Source organism: Exiguobacterium sp. UBA3968, from assembly GCF_002385115.1.
Lineage (GTDB): Bacteria > Bacillota > Bacilli > Exiguobacteriales > Exiguobacteriaceae > Exiguobacterium_A.
On the sequence record NZ_DGCW01000005.1, the window covers coordinates 1,877,682 to 1,895,159 of the forward strand.

General features: G+C 47.8%; 16 protein-coding genes and 1 riboswitch. Of the genes, 8 read left to right on the top strand and 8 right to left on the bottom strand.

Annotation, left to right across the window (positions count from 1 at the left end):
• Positions 1 to 213: 213 nt before the first annotated feature.
• The 3 genes from B3S86_RS11445 to B3S86_RS11455 all read right to left on the bottom strand — a co-directional run bounded on the left by B3S86_RS11445 (position 214) and on the right by B3S86_RS11455 (position 3,718).
• Positions 214 to 2,256 carry a bifunctional diguanylate cyclase/phosphodiesterase gene (locus B3S86_RS11445; RefSeq protein WP_290752630.1) on the bottom strand — a complete coding sequence of 681 codons (2,043 nt, stop codon included), beginning with the start codon at positions 2,254 to 2,256 and terminating at the stop codon, positions 214 to 216.
• A 180-nt stretch (positions 2,257 to 2,436) separates the two neighbouring features.
• The gene (locus tag B3S86_RS11450) at positions 2,437 to 3,174 is read right to left on the bottom strand and encodes an anti-sigma factor (protein ID WP_290752633.1); all 738 of its coding nucleotides are present in this window, start codon (positions 3,172 to 3,174) and stop codon (positions 2,437 to 2,439) included.
• On the bottom strand, positions 3,155 to 3,718 hold the full coding sequence (locus B3S86_RS11455; protein ID WP_029342596.1) for an RNA polymerase sigma factor: 564 nt from the start codon (positions 3,716 to 3,718) through the stop codon (positions 3,155 to 3,157). Before B3S86_RS11455 ends, B3S86_RS11450 begins: the two co-directional genes overlap by 20 nt.
• A 226-nt stretch (positions 3,719 to 3,944) precedes the next feature.
• On the opposite strand from B3S86_RS11455, the gene B3S86_RS11460 reads away from it, so the two are divergent.
• From B3S86_RS11460 to B3S86_RS11470, 3 genes are all read left to right on the top strand, one after another.
• Positions 3,945 to 4,208, top strand: coding sequence for a metal-sensitive transcriptional regulator (locus tag B3S86_RS11460; protein WP_035410294.1), 264 nt, complete (start codon positions 3,945 to 3,947; stop codon positions 4,206 to 4,208).
• A gap of 179 nt (positions 4,209 to 4,387) precedes the next feature.
• Positions 4,388 to 5,194: an SMP-30/gluconolactonase/LRE family protein gene (locus B3S86_RS11465; RefSeq protein ID WP_056063188.1), complete on the top strand. Its 807-nt coding sequence runs from the start codon at positions 4,388 to 4,390 to the stop codon at positions 5,192 to 5,194.
• 126 nt (positions 5,195 to 5,320) lie between these two features.
• Positions 5,321 to 6,049, top strand: a complete 729-nt coding sequence (locus tag B3S86_RS11470) for an MBL fold metallo-hydrolase (protein WP_035410300.1) — start codon at positions 5,321 to 5,323, stop codon at positions 6,047 to 6,049.
• A gap of 62 nt (positions 6,050 to 6,111) precedes the next feature.
• Here B3S86_RS11470 and B3S86_RS11475 read toward each other — a convergent pair whose 3' ends face one another.
• Complete coding sequence (locus tag B3S86_RS11475) at positions 6,112 to 7,722, bottom strand: alpha-glucosidase (protein ID WP_290752642.1); 1,611 nt, start codon at positions 7,720 to 7,722, stop codon at positions 6,112 to 6,114.
• A 148-nt stretch (positions 7,723 to 7,870) separates the two neighbouring features.
• Here B3S86_RS11475 and B3S86_RS11480 point away from each other — a divergent pair, with 148 nt between their 5' ends.
• The 4 genes from B3S86_RS11480 to B3S86_RS11495 all read left to right on the top strand — a co-directional run bounded on the left by B3S86_RS11480 (position 7,871) and on the right by B3S86_RS11495 (position 11,821).
• Positions 7,871 to 9,058, top strand: coding sequence for an aminotransferase class I/II-fold pyridoxal phosphate-dependent enzyme (locus B3S86_RS11480; RefSeq protein ID WP_290752645.1), 1,188 nt, complete (start codon positions 7,871 to 7,873; stop codon positions 9,056 to 9,058).
• A gap of 62 nt (positions 9,059 to 9,120) precedes the next feature.
• A riboswitch (SAM riboswitch) is annotated at positions 9,121 to 9,225 on the top strand.
• Between the two features lie 84 nt (positions 9,226 to 9,309).
• Positions 9,310 to 10,323 carry a methionine ABC transporter ATP-binding protein gene (locus tag B3S86_RS11485; protein ID WP_035410309.1) on the top strand — a complete coding sequence of 338 codons (1,014 nt, stop codon included), beginning with the start codon at positions 9,310 to 9,312 and terminating at the stop codon, positions 10,321 to 10,323.
• On the top strand, positions 10,313 to 10,978 hold the full coding sequence (locus B3S86_RS11490) for a methionine ABC transporter permease (RefSeq protein ID WP_035410311.1): 666 nt from the start codon (positions 10,313 to 10,315) through the stop codon (positions 10,976 to 10,978). The genes B3S86_RS11485 and B3S86_RS11490 overlap by 11 nt, the downstream gene beginning before the upstream one ends.
• A 27-nt stretch (positions 10,979 to 11,005) precedes the next feature.
• A complete protein-coding gene (locus B3S86_RS11495) occupies positions 11,006 to 11,821 on the top strand; it encodes a MetQ/NlpA family ABC transporter substrate-binding protein (RefSeq protein ID WP_290752652.1) in 816 nt (271 codons plus the stop codon).
• Positions 11,822 to 11,881: 60 nt separating this feature from the next.
• Here the strand turns inward: B3S86_RS11495 and B3S86_RS11500 are convergent, their stop codons facing one another.
• Together B3S86_RS11500 and B3S86_RS11505 are read right to left on the bottom strand one after the other, a co-directional pair.
• The gene (locus B3S86_RS11500; RefSeq protein ID WP_290752655.1) at positions 11,882 to 12,379 is read right to left on the bottom strand and encodes a GNAT family N-acetyltransferase; all 498 of its coding nucleotides are present in this window, start codon (positions 12,377 to 12,379) and stop codon (positions 11,882 to 11,884) included.
• 88 nt (positions 12,380 to 12,467) lie between these two features.
• The gene (locus B3S86_RS11505; RefSeq protein ID WP_290752658.1) at positions 12,468 to 13,346 is read right to left on the bottom strand and encodes a CAP domain-containing protein; all 879 of its coding nucleotides are present in this window, start codon (positions 13,344 to 13,346) and stop codon (positions 12,468 to 12,470) included.
• Positions 13,347 to 13,696: 350 nt separating this feature from the next.
• Between B3S86_RS11505 and B3S86_RS11510 the strand changes: the two genes are divergently transcribed.
• Positions 13,697 to 14,053, top strand: a complete 357-nt coding sequence (locus B3S86_RS11510) for a hypothetical protein (protein ID WP_035410328.1) — start codon at positions 13,697 to 13,699, stop codon at positions 14,051 to 14,053.
• Positions 14,054 to 14,070: 17 nt separating this feature from the next.
• Here the strand turns inward: B3S86_RS11510 and B3S86_RS11515 are convergent, their stop codons facing one another.
• Together B3S86_RS11515 and B3S86_RS11520 are read right to left on the bottom strand one after the other, a co-directional pair.
• Positions 14,071 to 16,821, bottom strand: coding sequence for an FN3 associated domain-containing protein (locus B3S86_RS11515; RefSeq protein WP_290752662.1), 2,751 nt, complete (start codon positions 16,819 to 16,821; stop codon positions 14,071 to 14,073).
• 129 nt (positions 16,822 to 16,950) lie between these two features.
• The gene (locus B3S86_RS11520; RefSeq protein WP_035410333.1) at positions 16,951 to 17,130 is read right to left on the bottom strand and encodes a hypothetical protein; all 180 of its coding nucleotides are present in this window, start codon (positions 17,128 to 17,130) and stop codon (positions 16,951 to 16,953) included.
• Positions 17,131 to 17,478: the final 348 nt, after the last annotated feature.

Sequence of the window (17,478 nt, forward strand, 5' to 3'; positions counted from 1 at the left end):
TTCCGCGATGGAAGTTGCCTTTGTTTGTGTTCGAACAGACAGGTGCTACGTTAAAAGCTTGGATGGTCTGAGTATGATTGAATGTACTAGATGTCTGTCTGCGCCGTGCACAAGCTGGTGAGAAAATCCAGCGCTTTGCGTCCCCCCAGACGTCGCATGCATCATCCTCGCATGCTTATCTAGTATACGAACGAAAGTCGTGTTTGGATTGCTTTATCCGACATTTAGAACGGTCTCTTCAATCGTCCGCTGATTCAGATCCTTCACATGCATCGGCTTACTGTAATAATAACCTTGTCCATAATCACAACCGAGACGTTTCAGGAAAAGATGCTGTTCGAGTGTCTCGACGCCTTCCGCGACGACTTCGATCCCGAGACTCTTCGCAAGCTGAATGATCATTTCCGTGATTGCCGTTCCGCGTTCGTCATGCGGGACTTCATCGATGAACGATTTATCGATCTTCAGGATATCAATCGGGAGATGCTTCAGGTGTGTCAATGATGATAGACCCGTTCCGAAATCATCAAGTGCGATCGTCAGACTGAGTTGTTTCAGTTCACCGAGCATCATCATTGCCCGGTCGAGGTTCTCCATGACGGATGTTTCCGTGATTTCAAGCTGTAGCTGTAGTTCGCTCCCATTCTTCAATGAATGGTGGACGATTTCCTTAATCATTAAGTTGTGTGACTCGGACCGGAAATGCATCGCCGATAAGTTCACCGAGACTTGGCGAATGAAATAATCTTCCTTCTTCCAAATCTCCATCTGGGCGACGGTTTCTTTGAGTACCCACTCAGTTAAACGGTGAATCAAACTGTATTTTTCTGCAAGCGGGATGAACTCCGCCGGTGAGATGAAACCAAACTTCGGATGATTCCAGCGGATCAAGACTTCCGCTTGATCAACTTTTCCCGTCGCAAGGGCGATCTTCGGTTGATAGACGAGGGCGAACTCCTTGAAATCCGTCATCGCCCGGCGTAAGGATCCGACAATCAATTGCTCTCTACGATCCGAGTGTAGTGAGTCATCATACACGATGAAGCGATCACGTCCCTCATTTTTGCCAGCCCGAAGCGCACTCTCCATCTGACCGATTCGCATCTCAAGTGATTCCTTCGCATTCGGGAGGATGACGCCCATCGTTGCTGTCAAATGAACCGGTTGATCTTCGAGATCAATCGGAAGACGTACATCGTCTAAAATTTGTTCGAAAACATCTGTCATGTCTTCTTGTGAGACACGTTTGATGAGGAAGAACTGCGTCCCGTTATAACGAATACACGCTTCATCTTCCTTCAACGTCTGTAACATCCGTTCTGCGAATTGGCGGATGACCGCATCTCCCTTATCGAATCCGAATGTGTCATTGACCCATTTGTATCCATCAAGATCAAGTAACGCCATCGCCATCTCCTGCTTAGCACGACCATACTGGGCATCGACTTTTGTCATGTGATGATCGAGCCATCGTCGGTTGTTTAATCCCGTCAGATGATCGGTATACGCCATCATCTGCAGTGCACGACGTTCGAGGTGAATGTAGAGACCTGCAATCAACACGAGAATCAAGAAGACCGGTATCGCGACTTCATTCAAGATGTTCGACGTGATTGGAGCATCACCGATAAGTCCGGCATCTGAGGCTGGAATACAGAACGATGTGCCGAGCATTCCGACATAATGCATCGAAGAGATGGCAAACCCCATCACGACTGCGATGGGAATCAAGATCCGTTTCTTATCGACATGTCTCAAGCGATGAAGCAGTAGCAAGGCGATATAGGCGACAGTGACTGCAATCAGGACGGATAAAAAAAATAAACTTTTCTCATACCGAACGGCTCCACCGAACTCCATCGCCATCATGCCAAGGTAATGCATCGTAGCGATTCCGCTCCCCATCAGGGATCCTGCTAAAATGACCTTCTTTCGCGTAATCGTCGACGAGTACAACAAATGAAAGGCAATGAAAGCAGCCAAAATAGCGGGAATGACGGATAAGAACATTAAAAACCAATCATAGCGAACCGTGACGGACAGAGAGAATGCTCCCATCCCGACGAAATGCATTCCCCAGATCGATAACCCCATCGTCAACGACGAGAGGAACAAGGCACGCTTCTTTAAGGAAGTCGCTTTCGCTAGACGACGATTTAACTCCAGTGAACCATATGAGCCGAGGATGGCAACGAGCACCGATAACACGACCAATGTCACTTCGTAGTGTTTCGTTAAGATGATCCATTCATTCATTGTATGAGGTCTCTCCTTATGAAATGTCATTCTCCTAACTATCGTCTGCTCTGACTCTTTTTTTCAGTGAAATTTAGAAATTCGTTTGATTTCTTATCATTCCATCACTTTTTTACCTAATCCACTCGACTTCTTACACAAAAACGGATCCGCTCGAGACGGATCCGTTAAACATCATTTTTAGAGTGCTACCGATGCGACGATTTCACCCGTCGGTTTTTCTAAATCCGGTTCGGGTTCGACCGTGATGGCGACGGCATCAACTTTTCCGTCTCCTTTAAGCGGGAAGACGGCTGCTGCCTCTCCATCTTTTTCGATGACACCGTTCGCAGTAGGTGTCTCTCCTTCGAGCGTCCACAATTGATAGAGCTGACCTTTTTGAAGCGGTGGTAAATCTTTCAGTTGAACGAGCATATACGATTTATCGTTTTGCGTGAAAATCATGCTCGATCCTTTAATGGACTCGGTACTTTCAAAGTTCCCCATCCCTTTGATCTCATCCATGGCTAACGTCTCTGGTGTATCTGTGCTCTCTTCCTGTGACAGGAAGTAGGCATTCGCACCAAGCGAGAGAATCAAGGCGGCGGCGATACTCATCAACCAACCGAGTGGCACACTCTTCTTCTTCGTTTGTTGCTGACGTGCTTGTTTAATGTCTACCGGAGTAGTCATCGGTGCTTCCTTCGGAGACGCTGCCTCTGCTGAACCAAGGACTTCTCCAAGAATTCGCGCTTTCATACCTGCAGGAACGGGTCGCTCCGGAAGCGATTCAGCGATGGGAAGCATGAGTTCTTCCATTTCTAAAAGCGCTTCACGACATTCTTCGCACGTCGAAAGATGCGCTTCGAACGCGTCGCGATCAGCTGCGGATAATGTTCCATTAAAATAATCGATTAAGTCATGACAACGTTCTTCCATCTCGTTCCCTCCCATCCATTCGTTTTCGTAATGCTTGAATCGCGCTCCTGATTCGCGTCTTGACCGTTCCAAGAGGTAAATCGAGCTGCTCTGAAATCTGTTGTTGCGTCATCCCCTGGAAGTAAACGAGTTCGATCAGCTCTTGCTGTTCTGGCTTCAATTCACTGACCGCGCCGCGTACTTCAGCAGCCGTTTCGCGCTGCATGACCGTCCGCTCGACCGGCTCGTCGTATCCACCATCCCGCTCTTCGACTTCGATCGTCGGTTGTCGTTTTTCACGACGGAGACAATCGAGTGCCGCGTTACGTGTAATCGTTAAAATCCACGATGAAAACTTTCCTTTTTGTGTATCAAAATCAACACGACCATTCCAAATCTTCATCCATACTTCCTGTATGACTTCTTCGGACAACCGGTCATTATTCGTAAAGCGATGGGCGAATGAAAACAATAACCTCTCGTACTTATCGTATAATGTCTCGAGAGCTTGCTCGTCACCGCTACGCATCAGATGATAAAGCGATTCATCGGATTGAGTGTGCATCCTTCTCCTCCTTCTGACGTCAGCCCTATCATATAGTATACGTAAGCTGACACCAAATCGTTTTCGATTTCATCCATTTTCTAAGTAAAAAACTTCACCACATCCATATTCCCTCATTCTATTAAAAGTATAGCTTAAAATTCTGCTGAATTGACAGCGATACCGTAATGGGCATAGCATAAAGATACTACATGACGTCAGGTCAACGGGAATCGGAGGAATAAAGATGGATTATGATCGGAAGATGAAAAACCGTGTTAGTCGGATTGAAGGACAGCTACGAGGTATTTTACGGATGATGGAAGAAGGGCAAGATTGCCGCGATGTCATCACCCAGCTCTCCGCTGCCCGTTCTGCGATTGACCGGACGATCGGCGTCGTCGTTAGCTCGAATTTGATCGAGTGTGTCAAGGAAGCAGAACAAAACGGCGATGGACAAACAGAAGAACTCGTGAAGGAAGCGGTCAACCTACTGGTGAAAAGCCGCTGACGTCACGTTCATACCGATAGTCTGCTTTGGAAGCAGGCTATTTTTTTAAACGTTTCTTTTCCCAAAGTCGATGCGAGGGTACACCTTGACTTAGGTTTGATTGCGTATCAAAACAGGTATACTAAATTGTTATTACTTGGACAGCATGTAGAGCCGTCCGCTTAGGAGGAAGAGTACTCATGACCGTTTCCCTATTCATTGATATCACCTGCAAGACAGGTGAATCCCCTGTTTACGACGCAAAAACAAAACGCTTTTATTTCGTCGATATTCCGAATCAACTGCTCTTTTCATATGATCTTGTTACAGAAGCACTTAAACCATATACGTTGCCAAGCGCTATTACATCGATTGCCTTGACGGACGCTCCGGACTTATTGCGTGTCACATCAGCACATGGCTTTGGCACGTTCGATCTCAAGGAAGGTCATCTGTCTCTCGAACATCAATTGTCATTACCGGATTCTGATCGGATGAACGATGGTAAGCTCGATCCGACCGGACAATATGTCGCTGGTAGCATTAATGAAGAAGACGGTAAAACAGCTGGGCTGTTCCGTCTGCGTCATGACGGTTCCATCGATGTTTTACACGAAGACTTGACGAACTCCAATGGACTCGTCTGGTCAGAAGATGGCAAGACGCTCTATCATATCGATACACCAACAAAAAAAGTCTATGCCTTCGACTACGCTCCCGATGCCCCACTTTCGAATAAACGCGTCGCCGTTGATCTCGAAGAGGAAGAAGGATTCCCGGATGGTATGACGAAGGATGCTGAAGGTCATGCTTGGATCGCACATTACGCCGGATCATGTATCACACGTTGGAATCTTACGACGGGCGAAAAACTGGATCATGTCGACTTCCCTGTCTCGAATCCGACATGTCCGATTTTTTACGAAGATCGATTACTCGTCACGACAGCTGCCAACGGAGATGATGCACCACATGCCGGTGCTGTCTTCGCTGTGACATTTGAATAATTAGCATGGGAGGGATCATCTAGTAATAGATGGTGCCTCTTTTTACACATAATCCGTCTAGACGCCTATTCAAAAACAGACGATACTAAAGAAGAAGTCTATTTACTTTTTGAAGGAGTGAAGCCGATGCGTGTCACGATCATCGAACGTTTACACCAATTGCAGACGACCCCATCCTTTTTCCCGGTCAATTGCTACCTGTTTGAAGAAGCAGACAGTTTGACATTGATTGACGCCGGACTCGGAATCAACGCAAAGGCGCTTTATCACTATATTCGAAAGCAAGAAAAACCGCTCGGCGCAATTATCCTGACACACGCACATGCCGATCATGTCGGCTCGCTCGATTTCCTTGCGAATGCCTTTCCTCTCGCTCAAGTCTGCATCAGTTACCGTGATGCCGCATTGCTCAGTGGGGACGAGACGCTACGCGAAGGCGAAACGACTCCTTTAAAAGGCGGTATTCCGAAAAACATCAAAACACGTCCAGATCGTTTGCTCGAAAGTGGTCAACAAGTCGGTAGCCTCAGCGTCATCGCCTCGCCAGGTCATACACCTGGTTCGATTTCTCTTTGGCATGAAGGTAGTCGGATGCTAATCGCCGGAGATGCCTTTCAGACACAAGGGGGACTCGCTGTCTCCGGTGACGTCCGTTGGCAATTTCCGTTCCCAGCACTTGCGACATGGGATCCGGACGTTGCTCTTCGCTCCGCCGATCAATTAACGGAACTGTCTCCAGATATTCTTGCCGTCGGACATGGTCCCCTCATCCTTGGACCAAGTTACGAGATGCGCCAAGCCGTCGATCGATTCACGCAAGTCTTACAGACGAAAAAATCGTCACCTTTCAAATAACACACGAAAAAACATCCGCGACGCGTTCCTGACACGTCGCGGATGTTTTTTCGTCCAGTAGTTCAATTCTGTTCTGTAACAGTATATCGATATACACGTGCTTCATAAGGACGTAGTTCATCCGAGATATCTGGATAGTTCGACACAAGCAACTTATCTTGTGATAAAACGAAGGCAGTTTGCATCGGTTCGTCATGCACGTTGAGAACGATCCGCCACACTTCTCCTTCTAGTTCCCGCTCATAGATGTAGAGATACGGATCATGAAGAGCTAAGTCGCGATACGTACCATAGACCATGATTGGATGATCCTTTCGCATCTGAATCAATGCTCGGTAGAAGGCAAGTACGGATGATGGATCGGCTTCTGCTTGTGCGACGTTGATGTCCGTGTAATTCGGATTGACCGCTAACCACGGTTTCCCACTCGTAAAGCCTGCCGCGTGCGTACCGTCCCACTGCATCGGCGTGCGGGAATTATCGCGTGCGAGTAACTGCATTGACGAGAGTACGACCTCCGGATCCTCGCCGCCAGCGACGCGCTCTTCGTATCGATTGCGAAAGGCGACGTCTTGATAGAGCGACGGATCCGAGAAGCGAATCCCCGTCATCCCAATCTCTTCTCCTTGATACACGTATGGAATGCCAGGTAATGTATGCAACATCAAACCGAGTAGTTTCGCACTCTCGACTCGGTATCGTTCACTGCCAAAGCGAGTCACTTGTCGCGTATGATCGTGGTTGTTGAGAAACTGTGAATTGACGCCTAACGGATACAAGACGTCATACCATCGTTTCTGAATTTCCTTGAAACGTAAAAGATCCATCGCCTCCATGTCGTCCGCGATTTCGAAGTGAAACAGTGTCCGAAGTTCTTCACGTTCTTCACTGACATATAACAGACCGTCTTCCGGACCGACGAACGGAATCTCACCGACCGTGAACAAGTCTTTCCCGGCAAGGACGTTCGCATGCATTTCCTGAAGGAAGTCGTGCACACCTGGTTGATTTCCGAGATACGATAGATCAAACGGATTGACGACATCCTCAAGCGAACGTTTTTTGATCAAGTTGATGACGTCCATCCGGAAACCGTCAATCCCCTGAGCGATCCACCAGTTCATCATGTCGTAGATCGCTTGCCGGACAGCCGGTTGTTCCCAGTTCAAATCGGGTTGTTCTTTCGCAAAAGAATGGAAATAATATTGTTCGCGCTCTTCACTCCATGTCCAAGGGCTCGGCGCAAAGTACGACCGCCAATTGTTCGGGGGCGTCTCTTTCGTTCCATCTTTCCAGATGTACCAATCATCCTTGTCGTGGATTCGGTCCCGCGACTGACGGAACCAGTCATGCTGGTCACTCGTATGATTGACGACCAAATCAAGAATTATCTTTAAGCCGCGTGCGTGAGCCGCTGTGATCAACTCTTGTAGATCGCCCATCGTCCCCGCCTTGTCCATGATCGTGTAATAATCGGCAATATCATAGCCATTATCGATGTCTGGAGAACGGTAACATGGATTTAACCAGACGATATCGACACCAAGCGATGCGATGTAATCTAGCTTGTCGATGACACCTCGCAAATCACCGATGCCGTCCCCATTCGAATCCTTAAAACTGCGCCAATAGACTTGATAGACGACTGCTTCTTTCCAGCTAGCTCGCTTCATCTCCTCACTCCTCTCCCTACTCTCTATTCCCGCTCCACATATCTGTACCTGTTTATTGGACGATTTTTTTGAATTTCAAAAAAGTTCTTTTCTTTTGACTGAATATTCGTTATCCTTGACGACAATACTACGAAGGAGGCACACATCCATGAAACATTTCGCTCCATCCATCGCCATCGATCGGCTTCCTGCTCCCGTTTTCGCTGAACTTGCGAACCGGATCGGTGCTGTGAAAGCTGCCGGACATGATGTCATCACCCTTGGTCAAGGAACACCCGATCAAACGACGCCCGTACATATTCTCGACGCCTTGAAACAGGCGATCGATGAGCCAACAAACCTTCAATATCCACCATTTCGTGGACATGATTTTCTAAAGCAAGCCGTCGCGAGCTTTTATGCGAACGAATTCGGCGTCACGATCGATCCGGCAACCGAGGTCGCAATTCTTCTCGGTAGTAAAGCCGGAATCGTCGCCTTACCACAAACAATCGTCAATCCTGGAGAAGGTGTCATCGTCCCGGATCCGGGGTACCCGGATTACCTGTCTGGAGCAGCACTTGCTGGTGCTTACCCGATTACGCTTCCATTGCTTGAGAAAAATAACTTCCTGCCGGATTACGATTTACTTGATACGACAGATGTCGAGCGCGCCCGGATGTTGTTCCTCAATTACCCGAGTAATCCGACAGGTGCGACAGCGACAGCACAAGCCTTCGAACAGACAGTTGCCTTCGCGGATGCCCATGATATTTGTGTCGTCCATGATTTAGCCTACGGTGGCATCAGCTTTGATGGTTCCACACGAAGCTTCTTGCAGACGGAAGGGGCGAAAGATGTCGGAATCGAGTTGTTCTCACTCTCGAAACGCTTCAACATGTCTGGCTTCCGAATCGCTTTCGCGATCGGAAATCCGTCCGTCATCTCAAGCATCGAGACGTATCAGGAACATCTCTACGTCAGTGCCTTCACACCGATCCAACATGCAGCGACCGTTGCCCTGACGAGTGACCAAACATGTGTCCGTGAGTTAAGTAGCTTATATGAAACACGACGCGATGCATTGTTTACGAAACTCGATGCAATCGGCTGGAGTGGACCACGACCGGGCGGTTCCTTCTTCGTATGGCTCCCCGTGCCGGAAGGATATACGTCCCAAAGCTTCACGGATCATCTGCTTGACGAAGCACACGTCGCCGTGACCCCTGGATCATTCTTCGGTGAATACGGCGAAGGATACGTGCGGATCAGCTTAATTGCTGACGTCGAACGGCTAGAGGAGGCCGTCGACCGAATCGGAACGCTCAACCTGTTCCGGACACCTGTTGCGGAATAATTCTGAAAAAACATTTGACAGATGGGAATCATTTCCGTTAAAGTAAATCCCAACAGCATAACTACTTATCGAGAGCGACCGAGGGATTAGGCCCAACGACGTCCGGCAACCACCTATCAGGAACGGTGCCACATCCTACAGAATGGATTCATTCTGAGAGATAAGTTACGAAATCTTACACTTTCGTCGCTTTTTTCTGGTTGCTCTGCTACTAGGAAAAAGCGACTTTTTTTGTACAAGGAGATGAGCAAATGATCGAATTCAAACAGATTACGAAACGGTTCGTCCGAGACCGGACCCCGATTTTCGCATTACGGGATGTCGATTTGACGATTCAAAAAGGAGAAATCTTTGGGATCATCGGCGAATCCGGTGCCGGTAAGAGTACGTTACTTCGTCTGATCAACGGTCTCGAGCATCCGACACAAGGAACGGTCAAGGTCGACGGTGTCTCGCTCGGTGGGATGTCAAAAGCAGATTTGCGTCAACTTCGTTTGCGGACAGGAATGATCTTTCAGCATTTTCAATTGATCCAGTCGCGTAATGTCGCAGATAACATTGCTTTCGCACTGAAGGCTGCTGGCGTCAAACGAGCAGATTTTCCAGAACGGATCCGTGAACTCGTCTCACTCGTCGGACTCGAAGGATTCGAAACGAACTTCCCGAGTCAGTTGAGCGGCGGACAAAAACAGCGCGTTGGGATTGCCCGGGCACTCGCGAATGATCCAACCGTCTTGTTATGTGACGAAGCGACCTCTGCCCTTGATCCGGTCACGACGCTGCAGATTTTAGATTTGTTGAAAGATTTGAATGAACGACTCGGATTGACGATCGTCCTCATCACGCATGAGATCGATGTCGTCAAACAGATTTGCCATCGTGTCGCGGTCATGTCGCAAGGGGAAGTCGTCGAAGTCGCCTCTACATACGATTTGTTCAGTCAAGCCAAACATCCGGTGACACAACATTACGTCGACACGGCACTCCAGATCGAGCTACCGGAACGCATCTTGCAAGCGACACCGGGAAAGATCATCCGCCTGCAGTTCACGGGCGAGAAGACCGGTGAAAGTACGTTGTCGGAAGCCATCCGTCGATACGATATCTCGGTCAGCATCCTGCACGGAAAAGTCGATTACATCCAAGACGTCGCTTTTGGTGTCCTAATCGTCAGCTTGACGGGATCCTCCGATCAAATCGCACCTGCCCTCGACTGGCTTGCGGCGGAACTTCATACACTCGAGGTGATTCAGGATGTGGCTTGATCGTATACAAACGATGTTACCCGAGTTGTTGAAGGCACTTGGTGAGACGGCGTGGATGGTTGGCATTTCGCTTGCCTTCGCATTGGTCGTCGGGATTCCACTTGGGATTCTCCTGTTCGTCACCGACCGCGGCTTATTCTTTCAAAACATTGCCATCCGACGTGTCCTTGACTTCGTCGTCAACATCGTCCGGTCCTTGCCGTTCATCATCTTGCTTGTTGCTCTCATTCCATTAACGAAGTTCTTGCTTGATAATACGATCGGTCCGACAGCAGCATCCGTCAGCCTCAGTGTCGCAGCGATTCCGTTTCTCGCACGACTCGTCGAAACATCACTGCGTGAGATTCCACCTGGTTTGATCGAAGCAGCGGAAGCGTGCGGAGCGAAACCGTTACGGATCATCGTCAGTATCCTTTTACCAGAAGCACTCCCTGGCATCATTCAGGGCATCACGCTAACGACGATCAGTTTGATCGGCTTCTCGGCGATGGCTGGGATTGTCGGCGGCGGAGGTGTCGGTGACCTCGCGATCCGCTTCGGCTACTATCGCTATGATAATCTCATCATGATCGTGACAATCGTCGTCCTCATCGTCATCGTCCAAAGCATTCAAGCACTCGGCAATCAACTGGCGCGAAAAACAGATAAACGCTAATCATACATACAAAGGGAGAGTTGAATCATGAAAAAACGATATGCCTTTTTAGCTACAGCCTTACTCGGTGCAGGAATCCTCGCAGGATGCGGAGACAGCAGTGCTGATGAAAAAGACAAGACGATCAAAATTGGGGCGACAAGCGGTCCTTATAGTGACATGGTCAAACAAGCGATTCAACCGCAACTCGAAAAGAAAGGCTATAAAGTCGAAATCGTCGAGTTCAGCGATTATATCCAACCGAACATCGCACTCGGTAGCGGCAATATCGATGCTAACTTGTTCCAACACTCGATTTACCTGAAGACGTTCTCTAAAGAAAAGAACCTCGACCTTAAAGGACTCATCACTGTCCCGACGGCACCGATGGGACTATATAGTAAAACGGCGAAGACACTTGACGACGTCAAGACGGGCGCTGAAGTCGCGACACCGAACGATCCAACGAACCAGGCACGCGCGCTGAACCTCTTGGCAGAACAAGGCTGGATCGAACTGAAGCCAGATGTCGATCCACTGACCGTCTCAGAGAAAGATATCGTCAAAAATCCGAAGAAACTCGTCATCAAGCCGCTTGAAGCAGCGCAACTGCCACGTGCCATCGAAAGCGTTGATGTCTCAGCAGTTCCAGGGAACTTCGCGCTTGCTGCGAAATTCGATTTACTCGATGCGTTAGCACTTGAGACGATGGACGAGCAATACCGGAACCTCATTGCTGTCCAAACGAAAGATGCAGACTCACAAGTCGCAAAAGACCTGAAGACGGCTGTCGAATCCGATGCCTTCAACACAGTCATCGAAAAATCATTCAAAGGTTTCAGCAAACCAAATTGGGCAAACTGATTTTAAAAACGACCGGAATTCAAAAGAGATCATCTCTCATTGAATTTCGGTCGTTTTGTGTTAGAACCGATACCACATGAGTTCTTCATCATGATAGGTACCATCGATTTTCAACGCCCGCGGTTCCATCGCGTACGATTCGAAGCCAAGCGACCGATACAAGGCTTTAGCGGCTTCATTCGTCCGAACGACCGAGAGATGAACCTGCTCGATCCAAGGACGTTCCTCTAATGCCCGTAATGCCTCTTGTACCAATTGCCGTCCGACCTGCTGTTTTCTGATGCTTGGAGTGACGTACATCGCAAATAAATTGGCTCGATGTCGCATCTTGTCCAGCTCGGAGCAGACAACGGTGACGACCCCAACGAGTTGCGCTTCATGAAAGGCACCGAACGTCGCTGCCTGTTCGCTCTGAAATCGCGTAGCATACTGGTCGACCGATCGATCTTTTTCCGCTTCATAATCGGAGCCGAACGCTTCCGGGTGATTCTGTAATGCTTCTAATCGCAATGCTTTATAGAGTACTGCATCTTCTGGATTCAATCGACGGATTTCCAATCGCCCCACCTCCTGCCTTTAGTATAAAACAAACAATCTCATGAAAAAGAGAACGACATCGTGAAATGTCATCCTCTTTTTTACATACTTAAGGTGTTCGGAAATTAATCGTGAAGTACGGTGCGTTGTCTCGGAATGCCACACCGACATCGGCTTGCTTGTACTCTTTTTTCAAAATATTTTCTCGGTGTCCTTGTGAATTCATTAGACCCCAATGCGCGGCAAAGACGTTCGGATACCCCATCGAGAGGTTTTCGCCAGCATAGCTGAACGTGATTCCTCCGCGTTTCATCCGGTCGAACGGATCACGACCTTGTGGATCTGTATGCGAGAAGAAATTATGTTTCGCCATGTTTTCGCTGTGACCACGGGTGACCGGCTTCAATGCTGTGTACGGTGCTAACGGATTCAACTTATAGTCAGCGCGTTCCCAGTTCATCAAGCGAAGCATCAATTTCTCATCCGTCGTCCGTAGCGCATTTGATGACGTACCGTAGAAGCCTTTTTTCTTCGCTTCGACGTCTTTCGGAATCGCAAGTGTCGCTTTGACTTTATTGCCGTCATGTTGATCGAAGAAGTACGTCACATAGTTCCCTTTCTTCTCATAAACGGCGGCATGGTCCAGATTCAGCATGTAGTTTGTGTTGCCTTTACGATAGGATTTCACTGCGGTCCAACCCTTTTTCTTCAAAGAGGATTCCGTATCCTTATTCAATACTGCACCTTGTGTCGTCACACCGTTTTTGAAACGATATTTTCCGTAGTCCTTACCATCCTTCGTTAAGGCGACGAATTCTTCCGTTGAAGTCCGTCTGACTTCCCAGTCATATCCGGGATACTCACTGCTATATCGATCAATCAGCTTGCCGCCACTTTTCGGGTAATCGGCTTCTGCCTGTTCCATTGGAATGTTTTCATAGCCGAAAAAGGCTACCGCTGCTACTCCGATGATCAACCATTTTTTCATGTCGTCGTTTCGCCTCCTTTAATCTCATTACCTTTATTTTAAAAGAAATTGTTTCCCCCGAACAGTCATTGGCTCTCATTTATCTAAATCACATCTTCTGTCCACAAACCTGACACATTTCATGAGAACGCTCTTCCTTTAGTGAAATGCTTTCTTTTAAACGATTCTTGAAAACATTTAGTACAGAGACTAAAGTATATTCCCCTTTTCTTAAAATGTGTGAACATTCTTTTATTTCATTCTCAGCGAATTTTGGTTGCTCTCCGAATCTTGACTCGGTATCATTAAAATTCGTAAGCCAAACTTTCAATGCTTTTCCAAATAACATAATGATATGAAGGAGCTGACCTATGGTTTTACTGTATTTCATTTATGAATCCATTGCCTTTTTACCCATTCAACAATACTTATTCTCCGGCTGGATGATTCTTGTCGCCTTGACTGTATCCTTTAGCTTAGCCAATGCCCACGAAGATGTTCGTCTCAATCAACGACTTGGATTTGAAATACTCGTTCCAGGTTCCGGTATGTTGCTCTCAAAACAATTCATTCCTGGTCTCGCTATTATTCTATTATTGATCATCATTCACTTCACGTATATGTTCCGTGCCATCCCGTTACCCGTTGCCTTAATTTCCACACTCTCGATCAGTACACTCTCACTTCTTTTACTCTTTATCCCAGCACGCAAAAAAGCGGACCGCTAAGTCCGCTTTTTTTGATTTTATTGGTATTTCGTTGTTTCAGCTAGTTTGTATTTGTTCGACAATTCAAGCCAGATCGTTTTGCCTTTGATTGTCTTCACTTGAATGTATGGACGCCCTTGTGACACGCGAAGTGCGAGCAATTCACCTTGTTGATCGGCGTGTGTTTCACTGGCTTTATCCCAGTTGCGACCCAATTTACGTTCAATGAAGATGTGTTTTCCTTTTTGAACAGCACGCCAGATACCGACTTCTGCCGTTCCTTTGACCGGTACTGCCGTTTGTGCACCTTGAATCGAGATGATCGCTGGATCGTGGTCACTCGCGCTACCGTCTGCTTCCATGTAATCCGAGTTGATGTTGACGATATCCGACGATGTATACGACTTCAAGTTATTCGAAATTAAGATATGGTCGAGTACTTGCGCATTTCCGTTGTAGACGTACGAGTAACGCTCAGATTTCGGAAGATCATCGACTGTGTTCCAGAGATTTTTCCCTTTCAGGATGTCTAACGTTTCTGAGAACTGGAAGTCGTTGAGGTCACCAAGAACGACGACATTCGAATCTTTGACTTCCGTCTTCAATTCAGAAACGAAGTTTTGGACGATGTTCGCAATCGCATGACGCTGGACTTCACTCTTACGAACGACCGGTTGGTTTTTCCCGAAGTCAGCTCCATCGCCACCTTTTGAGTTGAAGTGGTTGACGATGACATAATATGAATCACCATTAAAGAGGAATTCCGCGACGAGCGGTTTCCGCGAACTCGCGAAGTTCGGATCCGTCGGCTGAATGCGACCCGGGTTTTTCGTCAGCTTACCATTTTCAACTGACACGGCTTCCGTCGCTCCACCTTTTTCTCCTGGTGCGAGTGATACACGCGCTGGATTGTAGAGGAATCCGACACGGATGTTTCCGCCTGGTTGCCCGCCGTCCTTTTTATCTTCTGGTGCGATGTCCGTATACGCATACCGGACACCTGTTTTTGCTTCGATCGCTGCGATCAATGTCTCAAATGATTTCGAAGCGTCGACTGTGCCACTATCTGTTGCGCCGTCGTTATCCTGCATCTCTGTCAAACCAACGATGTCTGGTGTCTTCAGGAATGTCGCGATGCCTTCCGAGACACGATCAACTTTTCCAGCATCCGCTGTCGAAGCAAAGTTCTCGACATTGTATGAAGCGACAGTCAGGCGTGATTCACCCGTTTCGATGTTCGTCGGTTGACGTTCCACTTCGCTCGTAACGAGTTTCGGAAGGTCTGCTGCTTTTGCGAGTACTTTGTAAGCCGAATAGTTGTAGCTCATGACACCCTCAATCGTTCCATCGAATGTGTCTCCGGCTTTCGCACGATACGATGAACTTCCCATCTCGACGAACAAGCGCTCCGGATTGACGTTGTCCTTCGTCAGAATCGGTGTGCCACGTTTCGTGTAGACCTTGTTTGTGTCTGTTTGTGTACGAACTGGGATCGTCCGGTTCGCTTGTGGTCCTGTGACGATCGCGTTCGGTAAAGCAACACGCATGCCTTCTAAGCTTTCATATAAATCGATCGCATCTTCTTCCGGGTCAAACTGAGCGAAAGAATCGTTATCGACGACTTGAGTCGGAATCAAGACGCCTTTATCACCAAGGACGATGCTCGCTGGTAACCCTTCGTTGAGCGCACCCTTTACGAGATTGACCGTACTGATTTCCGTAACGGCTAGATCCGTATCGAATTTATCGCTGTATCCGCCAAGGATCCATTCCTTGACGTAACCTGTCGTCGCGACCTTTTGTCCAACGGCAGCACCGTGGTTTTTTGCGTAGACGAGAATACCTTCTGATGTCCGGCTGTCGTTATCCGGATTTGGATCCTGCATGTAGAAGTTGTTCGCATCAACGACATACGTGACGACACCCGTCGTCCGGACGAGTTGATCTGCGTATGGTGATGTGTGCGCGACGCCTTGGATACTGCTGATTTTAGTGAATGGTGGTGCGATGTAGTACTTGAATGTCGAGACAGCTGACGTTTTCCCGTCCTTGACAGCAACTGCTTGAATCGTCACTTCGTCATTGATCGTAATCGGTGATGTGTAAACCGGACTGTCAACAGTCGGTGTCGTACCATCAACTGTATAATGGATCGTTCCTTCACCCGACAGTGTCACTTGATCCCCACGCTCGACCTCACCGACTGGAGTAGCCGTTGGTGCAACGAGAATATCGCCGGCTTCCGTCTGATGGCTACCGAGATTCGTCAGTGTATCGACAGGAAAGCTCGTCCACTGTGATGGTTCATACGTCTTAACACCTGATGTAACACCTGATTTCCGAACAAGTGTCGTGTCTTTTGCGAAATCAACGGATGAACCGATCGGTCCGATGATATCAAGGACAACGTCGCCCTTTTTTAATGCAACCGGATCATTTCCGTTGAAGTTCAACGAACCCGTCGTCATTTGCGCTTTTGCTTTGATGTCTGCATTCGCACTTGAATTCGCGATAACGAATGTTTTACCTGGATCTACTTTCCCCGATAATGTGATTTTGGACTCAGATGGTCCACCGTTCGTGTATTGAACGAGTGTATAGTCTGCTAAATCAATGATTTGCCCCGATCCATTGTATAGCTCGATTGCCTTGTTGTTACTTGTTCCTTCTATGTATTCAGACAAGATGACGCCTTCGCCTTCTGCCCCGACAAGACCCGCTTGTGGAAGGATTCCTGCAGTCAATATTCCGGCCAATGCCCACTTTCCAAACGTACTGCCGTATTTCATGATGTGACCCCCTATTGAATTTTCTGACACTTCTTTATAATATCAGATTATATTCAAAAGAGTGTATATTTTTCGTAAAAAAAGATACCATCCTTCGTAAATGAAAGATATGGTATCGCTTACAACATTTTATTGTTCGTCTTTGTGACTTTCGTACCATTTTTCAGCTTGTGATGTCGCAATCGGAATAGCGCGTCCCTCTTCATACCCTTCTTCTAACAAAGCGTTCGCGATCTCAATCGCTTTTTTTCGAAGCGGTGGATCAAAGTTCTTGAATGAATCCGGATAGTTGTTCTCATTCCATGGCATGTCGTCACCCCCTTCTTTCCGCTTTACCCGAAAAAAGGCATAAAAAAAACGCCTCATCAGCGTGTCGTTGTTTTTGGTTGTCATGAGAATCGAGGATTACAGGTGATCAAAACACCTGAAACGACGAAAGCCCTACCTCTCTTTCGTTGTTACGGCTCCTTGGCCGCGCCAGCTGAATCAAGCATTTTAGCAAGAATCGTGATGCGTCTGCAACGGACGCATGATACTGGGATTTTTAGAAATAGCTCGGGAATGAGCGGAAAAGTATCGATTGGAAGGTTTATCTTGCTGGGTCGACTTCTTCCCGTAGTATGAAGAAGGACAAAATAAAAGCGATGACTTATGTCT